The organism is Saezia sanguinis (genome assembly GCF_003991585.1).
GTDB lineage: Bacteria > Pseudomonadota > Gammaproteobacteria > Burkholderiales > Burkholderiaceae_C > Saezia > Saezia sanguinis.
Genome location: NZ_PQSP01000002.1, coordinates 175,415 through 195,675, shown reverse-complemented (window position 1 = coordinate 195,675; position 20,261 = coordinate 175,415). Strand labels below are relative to the sequence as shown.

Annotated in this window: 14 protein-coding genes; 7 read left to right on the top strand and 7 right to left on the bottom strand. The window is 54.2% G+C overall.

What is annotated here, in order from left to right; all coding sequences use genetic code 11:
* Window positions 1–38 precede the first annotated feature (38 nt).
* Window positions 39–542 carry a pyridoxamine 5'-phosphate oxidase family protein gene (locus CUZ56_RS04930; RefSeq protein WP_126978850.1) on the bottom strand — a complete coding sequence of 168 codons (504 nt, stop codon included), beginning with the start codon at window positions 540–542 and terminating at the stop codon, window positions 39–41.
* A 365-nt stretch (window positions 543–907) separates the two neighbouring features.
* On the opposite strand from CUZ56_RS04930, the gene CUZ56_RS04925 reads away from it, so the two are divergent.
* Entirely contained in the window at window positions 908–2,908 is a 2,001-nt protein-coding gene (locus tag CUZ56_RS04925; RefSeq protein ID WP_126978848.1) for a carbon starvation CstA family protein, read from the top strand.
* Between the two features lie 151 nt (window positions 2,909–3,059).
* Complete coding sequence (gene queF, locus CUZ56_RS04920; RefSeq protein ID WP_126978846.1) at window positions 3,060–3,899, top strand: NADPH-dependent 7-cyano-7-deazaguanine reductase QueF; 840 nt, start codon at window positions 3,060–3,062, stop codon at window positions 3,897–3,899.
* 3 nt (window positions 3,900–3,902) lie between these two features.
* Here the strand turns inward: queF and CUZ56_RS04915 are convergent, their stop codons facing one another.
* Together CUZ56_RS04915 and dacB are read right to left on the bottom strand one after the other, a co-directional pair.
* Entirely contained in the window at window positions 3,903–4,163 is a 261-nt protein-coding gene (locus CUZ56_RS04915) for a DUF4404 family protein (protein WP_126978845.1), read from the bottom strand.
* 60 nt (window positions 4,164–4,223) lie between these two features.
* On the bottom strand, window positions 4,224–5,711 hold the full coding sequence (gene dacB, locus CUZ56_RS04910; RefSeq protein ID WP_126978843.1) for a D-alanyl-D-alanine carboxypeptidase/D-alanyl-D-alanine endopeptidase: 1,488 nt from the start codon (window positions 5,709–5,711) through the stop codon (window positions 4,224–4,226).
* 158 nt (window positions 5,712–5,869) lie between these two features.
* Here dacB and tsaB point away from each other — a divergent pair, with 158 nt between their 5' ends.
* From tsaB to pyrF, 4 genes are all read left to right on the top strand, one after another.
* On the top strand, window positions 5,870–6,541 hold the full coding sequence (tsaB, locus tag CUZ56_RS04905; RefSeq protein ID WP_126978841.1) for a tRNA (adenosine(37)-N6)-threonylcarbamoyltransferase complex dimerization subunit type 1 TsaB: 672 nt from the start codon (window positions 5,870–5,872) through the stop codon (window positions 6,539–6,541).
* A gap of 11 nt (window positions 6,542–6,552) precedes the next feature.
* A complete protein-coding gene (gene rimI, locus CUZ56_RS04900; RefSeq protein WP_239442054.1) occupies window positions 6,553–7,077 on the top strand; it encodes a ribosomal protein S18-alanine N-acetyltransferase in 525 nt (174 codons plus the stop codon).
* A complete protein-coding gene (locus tag CUZ56_RS04895; RefSeq protein ID WP_239442052.1) occupies window positions 7,071–7,958 on the top strand; it encodes a uracil-DNA glycosylase in 888 nt (295 codons plus the stop codon). Before rimI ends, CUZ56_RS04895 begins: the two co-directional genes overlap by 7 nt.
* A 101-nt stretch (window positions 7,959–8,059) precedes the next feature.
* Window positions 8,060–8,908, top strand: a complete 849-nt coding sequence (gene pyrF, locus CUZ56_RS04890) for an orotidine-5'-phosphate decarboxylase (RefSeq protein ID WP_126978839.1) — start codon at window positions 8,060–8,062, stop codon at window positions 8,906–8,908.
* 39 nt (window positions 8,909–8,947) lie between these two features.
* On the opposite strand, the gene CUZ56_RS04885 is transcribed toward pyrF, so the two are convergent.
* Window positions 8,948–10,093, bottom strand: a complete 1,146-nt coding sequence (locus CUZ56_RS04885) for a 2Fe-2S iron-sulfur cluster-binding protein (protein ID WP_126978837.1) — start codon at window positions 10,091–10,093, stop codon at window positions 8,948–8,950.
* Window positions 10,094–10,190: 97 nt separating this feature from the next.
* Window positions 10,191–13,085: an excinuclease ABC subunit UvrA gene (gene uvrA, locus CUZ56_RS04880; RefSeq protein ID WP_204250828.1), complete on the bottom strand. Its 2,895-nt coding sequence runs from the start codon at window positions 13,083–13,085 to the stop codon at window positions 10,191–10,193.
* A 399-nt stretch (window positions 13,086–13,484) separates the two neighbouring features.
* On the opposite strand from uvrA, the gene ptsP reads away from it, so the two are divergent.
* Window positions 13,485–15,245: a phosphoenolpyruvate--protein phosphotransferase gene (gene ptsP, locus CUZ56_RS04875; RefSeq protein ID WP_126978833.1), complete on the top strand. Its 1,761-nt coding sequence runs from the start codon at window positions 13,485–13,487 to the stop codon at window positions 15,243–15,245.
* Window positions 15,246–15,307: 62 nt separating this feature from the next.
* Here ptsP and CUZ56_RS04870 read toward each other — a convergent pair whose 3' ends face one another.
* Entirely contained in the window at window positions 15,308–16,876 is a 1,569-nt protein-coding gene (locus tag CUZ56_RS04870) for an efflux transporter outer membrane subunit (protein ID WP_275427134.1), read from the bottom strand.
* A 28-nt stretch (window positions 16,877–16,904) separates the two neighbouring features.
* Window positions 16,905–20,255 carry an efflux RND transporter permease subunit gene (locus CUZ56_RS16175; protein WP_239442051.1) on the bottom strand — a complete coding sequence of 1,117 codons (3,351 nt, stop codon included), beginning with the start codon at window positions 20,253–20,255 and terminating at the stop codon, window positions 16,905–16,907.
* Between the last annotated feature and the right edge of the window lie 6 nt (window positions 20,256–20,261).

The following is a 20,261-nucleotide window of genomic DNA, read 5'->3' as shown; positions in this document are numbered from 1 at the left end:
AGGTTAATGCCTGACCGCCTTGCTTCCTGTTTCATTTGCTAGCCGGCATGACCGGCACTGTCTTCGCCCGGGAGTAACCGGGCCTGCGCTTCAGGCACCACCTCGGGCATCAGTTTGTAGCTGGGCGCGATGAGCGGGGTCACATCTTCCACCTGTATCGAGATGATGTTATGGATAGGGAACTCCCTGTTTGCCATCAGGAATAAAGGTTGAGAGATGTTTTTAAACACGGCATCCACAGGGCTCACAACCATGGCCTGCCCTTGCAGCTTGAACCCCTGCTGAAGAAACATATCGACAAAACTGACGCTGACCTTTGGATTGCCCCTGATGTTACGGATGCTGCCGGGGGAAAACACATTGGCAATTAAAAAATAAGTGTCCTCATGCGCTGCAAAAATCTCCCGCGGAGAAACATGCGGCTCGCCATTGCGGTCTACTGTGGCCAGCCAGCAGAATATGCTGCGCTCAATGCAGTTTTTGACACGGTCTGTCAGCGTCGCCTGGTTGGTTTTAACTAACGCTGAAAACTTACCGCCCATCCATATCCCCAAAACCAAATATGCATTTAAAACAATTGCAATGGCTGCATATGATCCTCTTTATACAAGGCACAGCTTTGACCCTGGTTAAACAAATGGAAACCAGAGTGCTGAATCCAGTATATATGCATTTTTATCGCATGGCACGAAGACAACTGAATGGCACTTTCTCCTGCATTATGTTGATGCTAATCAAACTAACGCCTCTCTTGTTCCGCAATGCAGTGCTATAGTGAGCAACATATCTGTACAAATCGGGACAAACCTGCTGGCACCTGGCTATCAGGTTTTTCTGCGTCAATAGCAAGCCGGCGCATTTTGCTGCTTCTATGTCATATATAGCACCTAGCAAGTGGGATCATATTATGTTTCAAGCACTGGATGGAATGAATGCATTAACGCTGGTTTTTGCATCGCTTTGTATTTTTGCAATCGCCTACCGTATTTACGGTATTTTTTTAGCCAACAAGGTTCTCAAACTTGACAGGAACCGTGCAACCCCGGCCGTTAAATATGCCGACGGCCATGATTACGTTGCCACCAATAAAAATGTGCTGTTCGGCCACCATTTTGCAGCCATTGCAGCAGCGGGCCCCCTGGTAGGCCCGGTACTGGCTGCACAGTTCGGCTTTCTGCCGGGTGCGCTGTGGATTCTGGTCGGATGCGTGCTAGGTGGCGCAGTACACGACATGGTTGTGCTGTTTGCCTCGGTGCGGCACAAAGGGCAAAGCCTGGCAACCATCGCACGCAAAGAAATCGGCCCGCTGACCGGTTCCGTTGCCGGCTTTGCGGTGCTGTTCATCCTGATACTGACGCTGGCAGGCCTTTCCATTGCCTGCCGTAATGCGATGCATGAAGCCCCCTGGTCGCTGTTCATCGTGGCGGTCACCATCCCCATTGCGATCATCATGGGCATGGTCATGCGCGCAAGCCACAATGTTCTACTGGCCAGCCTGATCGGTATTGGCCTGCTGTTCCTGGCCATTGTGCTGGGGCACCCGTTCACACAGATCCCGCTGGAACTCAGAGAACTGATCACCCAGGGCGTTGCCGTTCCGGCTGATCAGGCGCAGGCACTGGCCGCCAAATACGATGTACTGACCCCGCAAATGCAGGAACTACTGGTTCAAGGCAAACTGAGCCTGGCAGACTTCCCGCTGTTCAAGGGCGGGCTGGGCTATTACTTTGACTGGTCACAAAACTCTTTGTCACTGGCCATTCCTATTTATGGTTTCTTCGCATCTGTGCTGCCGGTGTGGCTGCTGCTGGTGCCGCGTGACTATCTGTCCACCTACCTGAAAATCGGTACCATTCTGATGCTTGCCGTAGGTATCTGCTTTGTGATGCCCGACATGCAAATGCCGGCCCTGACCGACTTCATCAGCGGCGGCGGCCCGATCATCAATGGCCCGGTACTGCCGTTTATCTGTATCACCATTGCCTGCGGTGCCATTTCCGGTTTCCATGCCATCATCGGTACCGGAACCACCCCCAAGATGGTTTCCAACGAAAGGGAAATTCTGTTCGTCGGCTATGGCGCCATGCTGATGGAAGGTTTTGTCGCCATCATGGCCCTGATTGCCGCCTGTACACTGGTACCGGGCGATTACTTTGCGATCAACACGGCCAAGTCAGGCTACGATGCATTCCTGGCTACCGCACCTGCAGCCCTGAGCCAGACACACGACCTGGCCTACTACTCCGAGCACATCGGCATCAACCTGGCCAACCGGCCGGGTGGCGCGGTATCGCTGGCGGTCGGTATGGCACATATCTTCCATAAAATTCCATACATGGATCAGCTCATCGCCTACTGGTACAACTTTGCCGTCATGTTTGAAGCGGTCTTCATTCTGACCGCCATTGACGCCGGTACCCGTGTCGGACGCTTCTTCCTGCAGGAAATGGTCGGGCGTGTTATCCCCAAATTCAGCGACAAAGACTGGATGCCCGGCGTTATTGTGACCAGCGCGATCTTCACGTTCCTGTGGGGCTACCTGCTGTACACCGGCAACATCTCCAGCATCTGGCCGCTGTTTGGTATCAGCAACCAGTTGCTCGCCGCCTGTGCGCTCATTGTCTGCACCACCATGCTGCTGCGCATGAACCGGGGCAAATACTGCCTGTGCACAGCAATTCCTGGTGTGTTGATGGCCGCCGTTACCCTGTGGGCCGGTTACCTGCAGGTCACCACCCAGTACTGGCCCAAGCAGCAGTATCTGCTGTCATCCCTTGCAGTGATGGTGATGGTGCTGATGGTGATTGTCTTTATCGGTGCATTTAAGAAATGGATAGAACTGATGGGCATTAAAACCCTGGTGACCGATGCTTATGGTGATGAAGTAAAAGAACTGGTTCCCGAGTAAATAAAATAGCAGGAATCTTCTTAAAAGGCTGCCTTGACTGGCAGCCTTTTTTATTGACACCACAACAGGCACCGCCCTGCACACACTGCGGCTGACGTACAATGCATGCTTGGCCAGTCACCAATTCTGAATCTCTGTTACACCTTGAATCATGAGCAACTCTGCAGCATCGTCGCCGCTGGGCAAATCCAGCGAATACCGCGACACTTACAGCCCCGAACTTCTGTTTCCCATTCCAAGAAGCACCAACCGGTTGCAGCTTGGCATAACAGACAATGCTGCACTGCCATTTGATGGCGTTGACATCTGGAACAGTTATGAATTTTCCTGGCTGACCCCATCAGGCAAACCAGCCGTTGCACTGGTGGAGTTCAGGGTTCCGGCCAATTCTCCAAACCTCATTGAATCCAAATCGTTTAAGCTGTACCTGAACTCGTTCAATCAGACCGTTTTTGATTCGCTGGAAAAAATCCGGCAGATACTTGAACACGACTTGAGTGCTGCTGCAGGCAGCCGTGTCGCTGTCAGGCTTTCAGATATCCATGACACGTCGGCTTACTCGGTAACATCGCCACATGCCCAGTGCATTGATGCACTGGAAGTTCAGATAGCCTCATACAGCCATCCATCTGTGTCCATGCTCAAAGCATCTGCCTGTCATGACACCACTGAGCAGTTGTGCAGCCATTTGCTGAAATCCAACTGTCCGGTGACCGGACAGCCTGACTGGGGCAGCGTATTTATCAATTACCAGGCAGATAACAAGCTGGATCAGGCCAGCCTGCTGCAATACATCATCAGCTTTCGCCAGCATGCCGACTTTCACGAGCACTGTGTAGAACGTATTTTTATGGATATCTATACGCTGCTGGCGCCGCGGCAACTGGAGGTGTATGCACGCTACACCAGACGCGGCGGGCTGGACATCAACCCATACCGCACGCTGGACGCCCATGGCGTATTTCACAACCGGCGGCTGGTCCGGCAATAAAAGTCAAACGCCCATATTCTGCAAAATCTGCATGGCGCTTTGCAGCACCACGGAAAGCTCCGGATGCTTTTCGTGGAATTTTCCGTATGATGTATTCAGACGTTCAATCAGTGCATCGCGCTGATCTGCACTCTCACCAGCCGCATGCGCATTCAAGTCGAGTGAAAGCTGTTTGAGCACTTCTTTGTCTTCTGCCTCAAGCTCTTTTTTCAGCTTGACTTCCTGCTCCAGCTTACTGGCCTGCTCTTTCAATTGTTCAAACATATCAACCTTTTCATTCAAATTAAGCCACTTCTATTTGAGTCCAGATACACATTTTTCTCATCAGAAGCTGGCGCTCCAGTCAATCAATGCATCCAGTGCTTCCTTGGCTGCATAAGACTTGGGGCTGTTGATCAGAAACACTATCACACGCCGTTGCCCATTATTCCCCACCACGTAGCCGGCCCGCGCGACCACGCCGTTCATACTGCCGGTTTTAATGTGGGCGCTGGCCTGCGCATTGCTGCGCCGCATGGTGCCGTCCACCCCGGCAATCGGCAATGAGCTGACGTATTCCGGCATCACGGCACTGTGCCAGACAGATTGCAGCATTCCGGCCAGGGAAATGGCCGCAATTGATTCTGAGCGGGATAATCCTGAGCCGTTGTCCATTACCGGTGGTGTCAGCCGTGGCAGTTGCTGGCTCCACCAAGCGGCAACACGCTGCCTTGCCTGCTCCAAAGTGGCAGGAGAACTCACCGCAGCAGATGAAAGCAGGCCTTTCTGGTCTGGCAAAGCCAGTGCCAGAAATACCGATTGCGCCATCACATTGTTGCTGAATTTATTGACGTCACGCACCACTTCGGCCATCGACTTGGATTCACCCACCGCTACCAGCCTGGCACCCGGCGGTACCGTACCGGTGGTGACCCGCCCCTGCACATCGCCACCCAGTTGCTGCCACAGCCCGCCGGTCACGCGCAACGCGTAACTTGACGGTTCAGCATACGCCACATACCAGCGCTTGTTGCCACAAACCAATGGAAATGTGCCTTTGATGCGAATGTGCAGCGGGTCGCTGAAATCTGCCGACAGCGTCTTCTGCCAGTCGCCACACTGGCGCTGGTCCCCCACTGTGACATGCGAATCCAGTTGCACGCCCGTCAACGGCGGATCACTGACAATCGGAATCTGCCCGCCAGCCGTTGCCAGCGACGGGTTAAAAATCAACACAATGGATTTGTAATTCACCAGCAAAGCATCCGGCCGTACGTTATACGGACGGAACGGCTCGCCATCAAAAGCGCCTGGGGCAACTTCCGGAATCGCATAGACCGAACGGTCAATCACCAGATTGTCACGGATATTCTGGATGCCGGCGGCACGCACCTCTAACAGCAGGTCACGCAAGCGGTCTGCCGTCATTGAAGGGTCACCAGAACCCCGAATGTACAAAGACCCCTGCAACACCCCATTTTCAACCGGTCCATCGGCAAATACACCGGTTTTCCAGGTATAGCCCGGCCCCAATATGTCCAGTGCCGCATAGGTGGTCACCAGCTTGATCACCGATGCCGGATTCATCATGGCCTGTTCATTGTGCAGCAGCCAGCTTTTTCCACCTGGTTCAGCATCCACCACAACAATGGCGACATCTTTTTGATCAATCCCCGCTTTTTGCAGTGCCTGACTGACACTTTCGGGCAGCAATAACTGCGCCATGGCTGCACCGCTGTACAGGCATGCTGTAGCACACACCAGCAGAAATTTCCGCATTTTTTTGAACGTTAACAACTGAATCATCATGTATTCTTCAATATTATCAGCCACAAGTTTGCCATTATGTAACGAGACGGCTAGAGATGAAAGCCCTATGGGCTTTGCAAATACCCATTTTGACGGAAAAACTGGAGCAGTTTCAAGGCTATCTCTGATAATGAGACAATGTTAAATTGGTATATTCCGGTTGAATTCCAATTATTTTTGCCATGAAACTGCTGGCTTTTGACACCTCTACCCAAACGCTTGGCGTCGCACTGCATTGCGATGGGCAGACCCGTGTGGTTGAAACAGAAGGGGGCGCCCATGCTTCTGACGCACTGCTGCCGCTGATCATGCAGATACTGGCAGAAAATGGCATACGTATCAACGACCTGGATGCTATCGCATTTGGCTGCGGCCCGGGAGCATTCACCGGGTTGCGCACGGCATGTTCTGTTGCACAAGGGCTGGCGCTTGGCGCAGGCCTGCCACTGATTTCTATCGTCACGCTATTGGCTGCGGCCGAACAATACCGGCTGCAATGCAACCCTTCCCCCGACACTGTTGACCTGGTGGTGCGTTTAGATGCCCGTATGGATGAATGGTATTGTGCACATTACCAGTGGAAAGATTTATCCTGGCATATCCGCACCCCTGCCTGCCTGACTCAACCGCAGGAATTGCAGGCTTATCTGAACCAGCATCAGCCGCTCCACCTGCTGACCATGATCACCCCGCAAATGACCGGCATGCTTTCACTGGCTGAACAGGCATGGCAGAAAAACGACTTGATAACCCCGGAGCAGGCACTGCCACTGTATCTGCGTAACAAAGTTGCCCTGACCACGGCTGAACGCATTGCATTACATGCCGGCAAACAGCAAGGCGAGCCTGCCTGAGATGCGCCGCCATGAATAAGCATTGTGCAAAAGCATTTTCCCCCTGCCCAGACCATTCAGACCCGGCACATGCATCGTTGCAGCAGCCATGCATGGTCCCCTTAGCCATGAATCTGCTGGAAAAAGTCGCCCCCATTGAGCAGGCCTGCTATTCACACCCCTGGACGTATGGTAATTTCATGGACGCGCTGAATGCCGGTTACCACGCGATGGCACTGCTCACCCATGCAGAAGGTGACATCATGGGCTATTATGTAGCCATGAAAGGCGTGGAAGAAGCCCATTTGCTCAATCTGACGGTTGCCCCTGCTTACCAGCAGCAGGGCTGTGCCTGCATGCTGCTGGAAACGCTGCGCTTATGGACCGTGTCGCAGCAACTGACGTGGCTGTGGCTTGAGGTACGGCAAGGCAATACCCGGGCATTACATGTATACCGGCAGTTTGGCTTCAAAGAGGTTGGCCGGCGGAAAAACTACTATCCGACCCCCGATGGAGGTCATGAGCATGCTGTGCTCATGTCGTTACGCGTATGCTGAATATCAACCCACACCAACAGGCCATGCTCAAAGCCATGGGCATTGACTTACCCTGGCAGCAACCTACCGCACCAGCAGAAAAGACCAGCCATACTGCTTCTGAGCACGCTGAGCAAACTGTAGCGGCAAGCATCCCGCCTGCTGCACCGGCGCAAAGGCAGCAGCAGCCTAAACCTGTTTCTGCCTCTGCTGCCCCCACCACAACCGCCAGCCAGCCATCAGCCTCTGTGCATCCAAAACCGGAACATCCGTCCGCGGTTACTCCCTTATCTGATGCAGAGCGGCAAAGCCGTGAATCCATTGCACAAATGTCATGGGACGAACTGACACAGGCAGTCTCCCAGTGCACCGCCTGCCAGTTATGCAAAACACGGACACAGGCGGTTTTTGGCGTTGGCCAGCCGCAGGCACAATGGATGATTGTGGGAGAGGCGCCGGGAGAAAATGAAGACAAACAAGGCGAGCCGTTTGTCGGCCAGGCCGGCAAACTGCTGGACCGCATGCTGATGTACCTGAACCTGGCCCGAAGGCCGGAAAAAGACCAGCTTCCCGTTTACATTGCCAATGTGCTGAAATGCCGTCCGCCGCGAAACCGCAACCCGGAACCGGCCGAAATGGCACAGTGTGCGCCCTATCTTCAGCGGCAGATCGAGCTGATACAACCCAAACTCATTATGGCCACCGGCCGCTTTGCGGTGCAAACACTGCTGGGCAGCCATGAGGCTATTGGCCGGCTGCGCGGGCAGGTACACCACTATAAAAATATTCCGGTCATTGTGACTTACCACCCTGCTTATCTGCTGCGTAACCCGGTAGATAAACGAAAGGCCTGGGCAGATTTGTGCCTGGCAGCGGACACTTTTGACAAAGCCCAGCTGTAACCGGCGTTTTACGCTGACAAATAAGCCACACAACAGAATAATCTGCCGGTATTGCAGCACAAGGTACAATTCACCCAGTACTTCCCTAGCCTCAAATCCCTATGACTTTCATTGAACAGCTTACCCGCGCCACACGCCAGAACAACTCTTTGCTGTGTGTCGGGCTCGATCCTGACCCGGCGCGCTTCCCTGAGCCCATTCAAAATCAGACCGACCGTATTTTTGACTTTTGTGCTGCCATTGTGGATGCCACGGCTGATCTGGTCAACGCATTCAAGCCCCAGATTGCCTATTTTGCGGCCCGCCGTGCCGAGCCCCAGTTGGAGCAACTGATCGAATACATTCACCGCAATGCCCCCGGCGTTCCGGTGATTCTGGATGCCAAACGCGGAGACATCGGCTCCACGGCTGAACAATATGCCATTGAAGCGTTTGAACGCTATGGTGCAGACGCGGTTACGCTGTCACCGTTTATGGGTTTTGACACGATTGAACCCTACCTCAGGCACCACGAAAAAGGCGCTTTTCTGCTGTGCCGCACCTCCAATACCGGTGGCAGCGAGCTGCAAAACCAGCACCTCGAAATTGAAGGCAAGCCCCGTGTTTATGAGCACATTGCCAAACAGGCCCAGGGGGCCTGGAATATCAACGGGCAGTTGGGGCTGGTTGTCGGCGCCACCTATCCCGACGAGCTGGCGCGTGTGCGCGAACTGGCTCCTACCGCTCCCCTGCTGATTCCGGGGATAGGCGCTCAAGGAGGAGACGCCCATGCGACCGTGCAGGCCGCCTGGAAATCATGGTCTGACGGGCGCTTCAGCCCGGTGGTCATCAGTTCATCACGCGCCATTCTGTATGCAGGAAAAGATGCCAAATTTGCCCAGGCGGCACGGCAGCAGGCACAGCAGTTACGCGATGAGCTGAACCATGCACGCCCGCAACCGCAGGTTTAAAAAGCGTTCAACCCCAAAAAGATAAAGCACGGTAAAACATCAACTGCTGCACCGCGGGCAGCTGATTTTACCTGTGCGCCGGTGGTAGATCACCTCTTCACCGGCCAGCACTTCATTGCCGCAGTAGTCACATAAAGTGGCTTCCAGCAAAACCTCTTTGTCAAACGACTCCAGGTCCACGTACTCGTTTTCACCCACCTTCAAAGGCCACGCTTCGTCTTTGACAATATCGGGCCGGTAGTTCTCTTCATACGCATGCCAGACATGGCGCTGCTCATCGGTAACCCCATGGCGCAGCATGGCCGCATCCAGAATGCGGCGCCGGTGATCCATCAGATCATCCGATATCACCATCCAGTGGTGAATATTGCGGGGCCGGTTGCCAAAATACACCTTTTTGCCCGTGAATAACTGGTGCATGAATGAATACTGTTTTTCCACCAGCCGTTCTTTGGTGACATGCTGGAAAAAAGGCGCCAGCCTTTCATCTTCATACACCCGGTCATAAAAGTCCTCCAGCACCACCCTGACTTTGGCACCGTCTCCCAGCGCCTGCCAGACTTCCGGTTGCGGCTGCGGCTGTGGCTGCTCCGGCTGAAAACCATCACGCGAACCTTCTACAAAAGGGCCGCGCACAAAAAACATTACCCCAAACGGGTCGCCGCTCAGCCAGTCCGGCCGATGTGCATTTTCAGTCAGCCGAAGCGTAGCCGTCACATCCCAGTCACTGTCCACCGCTGTGACCTCCATCAACGGCTCAACCGCGCCCTCAGGGCTGACGACACGCAGTCTGTCGCCAATAGTCATCGGGCAGGCACGTGCCAGCTCAAATTTCACTTTAAAAGTATTTTCCGCCTCTGCCAAAGGCGTGGCCTCATGCAGCATGCATTCTGTGACATGGTCTTCCGGCGTGCCGCGCAACAGGCTCATGTCGGTTTGGGGTTCACACACGCACACCAACAAGCAGCCTCTTCTTTGCTGCTCCGGCACCAGCCCGCGCTGCGCTCTTTCAGGCACTTCGCCTTCCACACAGCGCATCATGCAGGCCTGGCACACACCGCCCTTGCATGAGAAAGGCACATTCACGCCCTGCCGCAACAAGGCATCCAGCACCGTTTCATCTGCACGCACCGTGTATTTACCTGATTCAAAATAAATCACATGTTCTTTATTGTCTGTACTCATCGTTTATGCTCTGATTTTTATTTGCCATGCCATACCCGCACCATACATGGCGCAGGCTGTGCCACTGCACAAGCTTCAATTATAAACCGCGGCAGGCTCACCGCTTGCTTAATACCGAACGCAGGTACTGCCCGGTATAACTGTGCTCACAGGCTGCAATAGCTTCCGGAACGCCTGTTGCCACCACCGCGCCGCCGCCTGCACCGCCTTCCGGCCCCATGTCGATGATCCAGTCCGCCGTTTTAATGACATCCAGGTTATGCTCAATGATCACCACCGTATTGCCTGCATCGCGCAGCCGGTTGATCACTTTCAGCAGCAGTTCAATATCGGCAAAGTGCAGGCCGGTTGTCGGCTCATCGAGAATATAAAGGGTTTTGCCGGTATCCCGTTTGCTCAATTCGAGCGCCAGCTTGATGCGCTGCGCTTCGCCACCTGAGAGTGTCGTCGCACTTTGCCCCAGCGTGATATACCCCAACCCCACATCCAGCAGCGTATGCAGCTTGCGGGCAATGAGCGGCACCGCAGAGAAAAACTCGCACGCTTCTTCTACCGTCATGTCCAGCACATCCGCAATGTTTTTTTCTTTGTAGCGGATATCCAGCGTTTCGCGGTTATAGCGTCTGCCATGACAGATATCACACGGCACATAAACATCCGGCAAAAAATGCATTTCCACTTTGATCATGCCGTCCCCCTGGCATGCTTCACAACGCCCGCCTTTGACGTTGAACGAAAAACGGCCTGCATCATAACCACGCTCACGCGCAGCCGGCACCTGTGAAAACAGGTCACGAATCGGCGTGAACAAACCGGTATAGGTGGCCGGGTTGGAGCGGGGCGTACGGCCAATGGGTGACTGGTCGACGCTGATCACCTTGTCAAGTTGCTCCAGCCCTTCAATTGCCTCATACGGTGCGGGTTCTGTCTGGGCGCGGTTCAGCTCATGCGCAGCCACTGCATACAGTGTTTCATTGACCAGTGTGGATTTGCCCGAACCGGACACCCCGGTAACACAGGTAATCAGCCCAACCGGGAACGCCACATTCACATGTTGCAAGTTGTTTCCCGAAGCACCTTTCACCCACACACAGCGCCCGGGCGCCTCTGCGGCATAGGTTTCACCAGGTTCTTTTTGCCATGGCACGCGTTTGGCAGGCACCGGAATTTTAAGCACGCCGCCGAGGTACTTGCCGGTAAGCGATGCTGCATTATCTATGATCTGCTGCGGGGTACCCTGCGCCATCACTTCGCCGCCGTGCACACCCGCACCCGGCCCCATATCCAGCACATAATCAGCCGAACGGATGGCATCCTCATCGTGCTCAACAACCAGTACGCTGTTGCCCAGATCACGCAGGTGCCGCAATGTATGAATCAGCCGGTCATTATCACGCTGGTGCAGCCCGATACTGGGCTCATCGAGTACATACATGACACCCGTCAGCCCTGAGCCAATCTGGCTGGCCAGACGGATACGCTGCGATTCACCGCCAGACAAAGTATCGGCACTGCGGGCCAATGTCAGGTATGTCAGCCCAACATCATTCAAAAACCGCAGCCGAGCCTGTACCTCATGGACCACTTTTTCTGCAATCGCTGCTTTTGCGCCTTCCAGTTGCAGCTTTTCAAAATAGCTCTGTGCTTCATGCAAAGTCATCTGGTTGATTTCGGGCAGATTATGCATCTGGCTGTTTTGCCCCAGCCGCACAAAGCGTGCTTCTTTGCGCAGGCGGCTGCCACCACAATCCGAACACAACTGCAAAACCCGGTACTGGCCGAGCTCGCCACGCACCACGTCTGATTCGGTTTCATGAAAGCGGCGCTCAAAGTTATGCAAAATACCTTCAAACGGATGCGTTTTCTGCACCACCTTATTGCCTTTGCCCCCCATGTGGTACACAAAGGTAATTTCCTCTTCGCCGGACCCGTACAGAACAATCTGCCGGACCTTCTCCGGCAAATCTTCATAAGGCGTATTCACATCAAAACCATAATGTTTGGCCAATGCCTCAATCATGGAGAAATACAGACCGTTGCGTTTGTCCCAGCCCTTGATGGCACCGCTGGCCAAGCTCAACGACGGAAACGCCACAATCCGCTGTGGTTCGAAACGCTCCGCCACTCCCAGACCATCACAGCGGGGACAGGCCCCTGTGGGTGAATTGAAGGAAAACAGCCGTGGCTCCAGCTCGGCCAGTGTGTAATCACATTGCGGACAGGCAAAACGTTCGCTGAACAGATGTTCCTCGGCGTTGTCCATGTCCAGCGCCAGCGCTTTACCATCGGCCAGCCGCAATGCCTGTTCAAAACTTTCTGCCAGCCGCTGCCGCATTTCGGGACGTACTCGCAGCCGGTCAATCACCACATCAATATCATGATGGGTATTTTTCTCCAGCGCAGGCAGTCCCTCTGCATCATAAACCTGCCCATCCACCCGAAAGCGGACATAGCCGCGGGTCTGCAGGTCGGCAAACATTTCTGTGTAGCTGCCTTTGCGGTGCCGCACCACTGGTGCCAGTATCATCAGTTTGGCTTCCGCAGGCAGCGCCATTACAGCGTCCACCATCTGAGTGACCGTCTGCGCCGTTAACGGCAGATTGTGCTCAGGGCAATAAGGCGTTCCGGCACGGGCAAACAGCAGGCGCAGGTAATCATGAATTTCTGTGACCGTTCCCACCGTCGAACGCGGATTGTGGTTGGTGGCCTTTTGTTCGATGGCTATCGCCGGTGCCAGCCCCTCAATCAGGTCCACATCCGGCTTGTCCATGATCTGCAAAAACTGCCGGGCATACGCTGACAGGCTTTCCACATAGCGCCGCTGCCCTTCGGCATACAGGGTATCAAATGCCAGGCTGGACTTTCCCGAACCGGACAGCCCCGTAATCACTACCAGTTGGTAGCGAGGGATATCAAGATCAATGTTCTTCAAATTGTGTGTACGTGCACCGCGCACACTGATTAAGGGCGGTTTTGTCTCAATCTGTTTCATTGCCAATGCTGTTTTATCCGGAATCTGCGCCATTTTCGTGCCAGTATCTGCCAAACCCTACATAGTAACCTGTATCAGCAGATTTCGCATCACTTCCTGTATCTTTTTCAAGATAGAAAGCAATTGGCCGCTGGTGCCATTCTTACCAATAAATCTTTATGATTTTTTTCAAGAAAGGTACAATTCCTGACAACCGTGAAACTTTTCACTCGCCGAAAGTATCCACCCATACAGAGAGGCAACCTGCATTGCCAACGCAACATGCAGGGTTGGGTATAAAGGCCATTCATAAAACGGCCTTTTGTCAATTCGTCAGGTTTTAACGTTTCATGCCCGCATTCAAGGTGCAGCCGGTTGCTGGCCTGTCTTGTTGTCATGAAAACCACTGCAAAGTAACATATGGCCTTTACTCTTTTTGGCATTCCGGTCTCACGAGGCATTGCAATCGGTCGTGCTGTCGTGCTGTCATCACGCAGCCATGATATTGATCACTACTTTATTGACGCCGGGCAGGAGCAGCAGGAACTGCAACGCCTGTTACGCGCCCGTGACGCGGTTTTAGAAGAATTACAGACACTGCGCACGCAAATGCCGAAAGACACCCCGGCGGAAGTTGCCGCCATTCTGGATGTGCACATCATGATGCTGCACGACAGCATGCTGACCGATGGCATACAGCACTGGATTGAAGAGCGCCACTACAACGCCGAATGGGCGCTCGATACGCAGCTTAAAACACTGACCCGCCAGTTTGAAAAGATGGAGGACGAATATCTGCGCGAACGCCGTGCAGATCTGGAGCAGATAGCTAATTTGCTGCAAAATGCGCTGACCGGCCAGAAGTACGGCAACCAGCCTGCCTGCGCCGCACTGGGGGCCTCTGAGGCGGGTACGGACCCGCTGATCATGGTTGCGCATGACATTTCTCCGGCCGATATGCTGCATTTCAAGCAAAGCGTTTTTACCGGCTTTATTACCGATGTGGGTGGCAAAACATCGCACAGCGCCATTGTTGCGCGCAGCCTGGGTATTCCTGCCCTGGTAGGCTCACGTTATGCCAGCCGCCTGATTCGCCAGGACGACTGGATTGTCATTGACGGAGATGCCGGCGTGGTCCTTGTTGACCCCACCCCCTTGCTGCTAGAAGAATACCAGTTCCGGCAACGCCAGTTTTCCATTGAAAGTGAAAAACTCAACCGCCTGCGCCATACGCCAGCGATTACACTGGACAGCCAGGATATTGAAATTCTGGCCAACATTGAACAGCCGCAGGACGCCGTCAAAGCCAATGAAGCCGCTGTTGCAGGCATCGGGCTGTTCCGTACGGAATTTTTGTTCATGAACCGCACCGGCTCGCAGCAGCAAATGCCAGACGAGCAGGAACAGTATCTGGCATACAAAACGGCCCTGGAAGCCATGCCTGACAAGCCGGTTGTCATTCGCACCATTGATATCGGTGCAGACAAACCACTCGATTATGGCGAGAACAACCATGCACTGAATCCGGCACTGGGGCTGCGCGCCATCCGGTGGAGCTTAAGCGAACCCGATATTTTTCTGGTTCAGCTACGAGCCTTACTGCGCGCAGCGGTTCATGGCCAGTTGCACATCCTGATCCCGATGCTCACGCATACCTGGCAGATACGCCAGACGCTGACGTTGCTGGAACGGGCCAGGGAAGCCCTGAACAGCGAAGGTATCCCTTATGGCAACGCCAAAATCGGCGCCATGATCGAAGTGCCGGCAGCGGCACTGATTTTGCCCACATTTCTGCGCTATTTTGACTTCCTTTCTGTCGGCACCAATGATCTGATCCAGTACACGCTGGCCATTGACCGCGCAGATGAAAGCGTTGCCCATCTGTTTGATCCATTACACCCCGCAGTGCTGCGCTTGCTGGCAGATACCATAGCTCAGAGCCATGCTGCCGGAAAAGCGGTCAGTGTATGTGGAGAGATGGCAGGGGATACAACCATGACCCGGCTTTTGCTGGGCCTGGGATTGCGAAGTTTTTCCATGCACCCCTCGCAGATTCTGGCAGTCAAAAAAGAGATTCTCCACAGTGACACACAGCAACTGGCACCCTTGGCACAAAAAGTCCTTCAGGCTGAAGATACAGAGCAGTTGAACGATGCCATGCAGGCACTTCACAATGCCTGAATGATAAAAGGCCGCTTATAAAGCGGCCTTTATTCATCAGCATATTTTTATTGATTCATTGATCAGTTCGTTTGAGCACTCTGCTGATCTCCATCGGATGACGAGCGCCCGGCATTGTTCATCTCTTCAGACATTCTTTCTTCATCCTGCTGGCTCCAGCCCCCACCGAGCACTTTATACAAAGTAATCTGGTTGTTCAGCATCGCCAGTTGTGCCGTAATTTCCTGCTGTTGCGCATCGAACAGTGCACGTTGAGAGTCCAGCAGATCCATGTAGCTGGATACCCCATTGCGGTATCTCAGGTCAGACAACTGATACGTTTTCTGGGTCGCCATCACCAGCGCCCGCATGGCAGTCAACTGGTCATCATAGGTGGCACGCCCTGCCAGTGCATCTGAAACATCCCTGAATGCAGACTGAATCGCTTTTTCATACTGCGCCACAGCAATATCGCGGTCCACATTGGCAACTTCCAGATTGGCAATGTTGCGTCCGCCCGTAAAAATCGGCAGCGTAATCTGCGGCATGAATGTCCAGACATGTCCACTGCTGAACAGATTATCAAGATCTCCGCTCGCCTTGCCCAGCGACGCGGTTAAACTGATGCTCGGGAAAAACGCTGCGCGCGCTGCGCCAATATTGGCGTTCGCTGCAACCAGTTGCTGCTCTGCCGCCAGAATATCCGGCCGCCGCACCAGCACATCAGAAGGCACCCCGGCCCTGAGTTCGGGCAGGCTCGTCATCTGCTGGGCAAATGATACGCCCTGCGGCAGATCCGCAGGCAACGGCCCGCCGATCAACAGCATGAAGGCGTTTTCATCCTGTGCACGCTGGCGGCGCAATTGCGCCAGTGTTGAACGGGCACTTTCCACCAGCGTCTCTGCCTGACGCACATCCAGTTCTGAAGAAACGCCATGGTCGAACTTCAGTTGCGTCAGTTGCAAAGACTCTTCACGCGTCTTCAGTGTTTCTTCCGTCAGCTTGAGCAGTTCATCGTCAGCCAGCAGCGTATAGTAGCCTGTTGCCACACTGGCAATCAGACTGATCTGGGTGGCTTTACGGGTTTCCACAGTGCTCAGATAGTTGGACAGCGCAGCCGCACTCAGACTGCGGACACGGCCAAACAGATCCAGCTCATATGAGGTAATGCCGATGGCCGCCTGGTATGTGTTGTAGCTGCTGGCATTCTGCGCCGACTCGGACAACGGGTTATAAATCACATTGCCCGCAGAATCTGTCAGCACAGACCTCCCGCCCGAACCGGTCGTCTGGCGGTTGATGCTGCCGCTTGCGCCAACGCTGGGCAACAGGTCAGAACGCTGAACCTGATACTGCGCCCGCGCTCTCTCAATATTAAGGATGGCAACGCGCATATCACGGTTATTCTCCAGTGCCACCTCAATCAACCGCTTGAGCCGCTCATCACCAAAGAACTGCTGCCACGACAAGTCGCTGGCAATCAGCCCCTGCTGATCTTCCGGCGGAACACCAATCCTCATGTCAGGCCATGCGCCTGATACCGGAGACTGCGGGCGCTCATAGTTGGGCGCCAGTGTACAGCCTGCCAGCATCAGCGCTGCAGCAGACACCCCGACACGGGTCAAAATCATATTTGTACGTAGTTTTGCCATGTTTACACTCTTTTTCATGACACACCCCTTATACAGAAGGTGTTTGCTGAGGCTGGCTTCCATCGGCTGCCTGCGGTTGCTTTTCATCTTTGGACGTATCCTGGTCCCCTTTGAAAATGCTGCGAATCACCACAAAGAAGACCGGCACAAAGATAATTGCCAGCACCGTCCCTGTAATCATACCACCAGTCACGCCGGTACCAATAGCACGCTGGCTCGCCGAGCTGGCCCCGCTGGCAAAGTACAAGGGCAAGACCCCGAACGTAAATGCCAGTGAAGTCATCAGAATCGGCCTGAACCGCAGATGTGCCGCCTCCAGCGCCGCCTGCATCAGGCTCTTGCCCTCCGCCTGCAGATCCTTGGCAAACTCGACGATCAAAATGGCATTCTTCGCCGACAAACCAATGATGGTAATCAACCCGATCTGGAAGTAAATATCATTTTCCATGCCTCGCAGCAACGTCGCCAGAATCACACCCAGCACGCCCAGCGGCACCACCAGCATCACCGAGAATGGAATTGACCAGCTTTCATACAGCGCTGCCAAGCACAGGAACACTGCCAGAATAGCAAACGCATACACAATGAACGCCTGCGAGCCAGCCTGTTTTTCTTCGCGCGACTGGCCGGTCCACTCATAAGCAAACCCTTCCGGCAACTGAGCAGCTAACCGCTCCATCTCCGCCATAGCATCGCCTGTACTGTACCCTTCGGCCGCATTACCTGCAATTTTCATGGCTGGGTAGCCGTTAAAGCGCACCGTCTGCACTGGCCCGGTGGTTGGCTCCACCGTCGCAAAAGACGAGAACGGTACCACTTTGCCGCTGGAGTTCACCACCGTCAACTGCAATATCTGGTCTGCCTGCATACGCTGGGGCGCATCAGCCTGCACAATCACACGCTGCAAGCGGCCCCGGTTCAGGAAGTCATTGACATAGCTGGAACCAAACGCCGTGGAAAGTGCCGCGTTGATCATGCTGAAATCAACCCCTTGCGCCTGCGCTGCATCGCGGTCAATATTCAGATAAATCTGCGGAGAATCCTCCAGACCATCCGGACGAACGCCAGACAATATCTTACTTCCCGCGGCCATCCCCAGCAACTGGTTACGTGCATTCAGCAGCGCCTCATGCCCATTGGCACCACGGTCTTCCAGGCGGAATTCAAACCCGGCGGCAATCCCCAGTTCGGGAATAGGTGGTGGGCTCAACGTGTAGATGAACGCATCGCGAATCCCAGCCAGTTCTCCCATGGCCTGTCCGGCCAGTGCCTGTGCAGTTTCGTTGGGTTTGGTACGGTCACTCCAATCGATCAGTGGCACAAAAGACAAGCCCGCATTCTGCCCTTGTCCGGCAAAGCTGAAACCGCGCACCGTCACGATGTCAGCCACTTCAGGTTTACCCCGCAACAGTGCATAAATCACATCGCAGTTCTGGCGGTCTGCCGGTTTCACCAGACCATCAAACAACGCCTGATTGTCACCCACATAGGCCTGCAATGCCGAGCAATGTGCCGGATTCTTCGGATCCATGTTCCGAATCATTTCCGGTTTACCTTGTACCGTCAGCTCTGCATCCGGACGCCCCCGCATATACAAAGAAAACTGGTCCAATGCCAACTCCGTACGCTCGGATGTCGCACCTGCTGGCAACTGCACCATGGCGATAACCACCCCCTGGTCTTCATTGGGCAGGAAAGAGGTTTTCATCTGTAAAAACAGATACCCTGCTGCAAACGTAATCGCCAAATATACCAGCATCATCAGCCCGCTGCGCTGCAACAGCCTGGCCAGAATGCTTTCATAGCCCTTGGCCGTCTTTGTAAAGTTGCGGTTGAACCAGCCGAAAAAGCCTTTCTTCTCTGCATGATGGCCTGCCTGAACCGGTTTCAGCATAGTTGCGCAAAGCGCCGGTGTCAGCGACAACGCCAGAAATGCCGAGAAACCGATAGCCGTTGCCATGGTCGCGGAAAACTGCCGGTAAATATTGCCGGTAGACCCTTTGAAAAACGCCAGCGGTACAAACACCGAAACCAGCACCACCGTCACGCCGATAATCGCGCCGGAAATCTGCCCCATGGCTTTTCGGGCTGCCTGTAGCGGCGGAAGGCCCTCTTCGCTCATGATACGCTCGACGTTTTCCACCACAATAATGGCATCGTCCACCACAATCCCGATCACCAGCACCATGGCAAACATGGTCAGCACGTTGATGGAGAACCCCATCGCATACAGCGCGGCAAAAGCCCCCAGCAAGGCAATCGGCACCACAATGGTTGGAATGACGGTGTAGCGCACATTCTGCAGGAAGATGAACATCACCACAAACACCAGCGCAATGGCTTCAAACAGTGTATGCACCACTTTTTCAATGGAGGTCGAGATGAATTTCGTGGTGTCATAAGGCACCTGGAATTCAACACCTTCCGGGAAATAGCGGGACAGCTCCTGCATCTTGTCGCGTACCAGCTTGGCGGTCGCCAGCGCGTTACCATTGGAAGACAGCTGTATACCGATACCGGCAGTTTCCTGCCCGTTGTATAGCGAGCTGAAGTTATAACTCTGTGTGCCCAGTTCAACGCGTGCAACATCACCCAAACGGACAGTAGAACCATCCGGATTGGCCCGCAGCACAATATTCTTGAACTGTTCCTCGGTGCTCAACTGACCATCCACCACAATGGCAGAAAAGGTTGTTTGCCCCTCTTCAATCGGCACATCGCCCACGGTACCGGCAGATACCTGCGCATTCTGCGATGAAATGGCGCTGCTCACATCCGTCATTGAGAGGTTGTATCCCTTCAACAGCGTAGGATCAACCCAGATACGCATGGCACGTTCACCACCGAACTGCATCGCCTGTCCGACACCATTGAGACGACTCAACTCATCGACCACGTTGCGTGCTGCATAGTCATTCAGCTCAGCCGATCTGTAGTTAGGATTGGTGGAGGTAACCACCACCATCATCAGGAAGTTGGAGCGCGACTGGCGAACAATCACCCCTTGTTGCGTCACACTTGCAGGCAAGCGCGGAGTGGCCCGAGACAGCAGATTCTGCACGTCCACCTGTGCCATATCGGGGTCAATGCCCGGCTCAAAATTCAGTGTAATAGAACCTGAACCATTGGCATTGCTCACCGTTTCCATGTACGCCAGACCTTTGGCGCTGTTCATTTCCCGCTCGATAACGGCCAGCACACTCTCTTCCAGCGTCTGGGCAGTAGCTCCGGGGTAAGTTGCATTCACCGTGATCTGCGTTGGCGCCACCGGTGGGTACTGTTCAATTGCCATTTGCGTAATGGATACGGCTCCGGCAATCATAATGACGATTGCCACCACCCACGCAAAAATAGGGCGATCAATAAAGAACTTGGCCATCTGCCG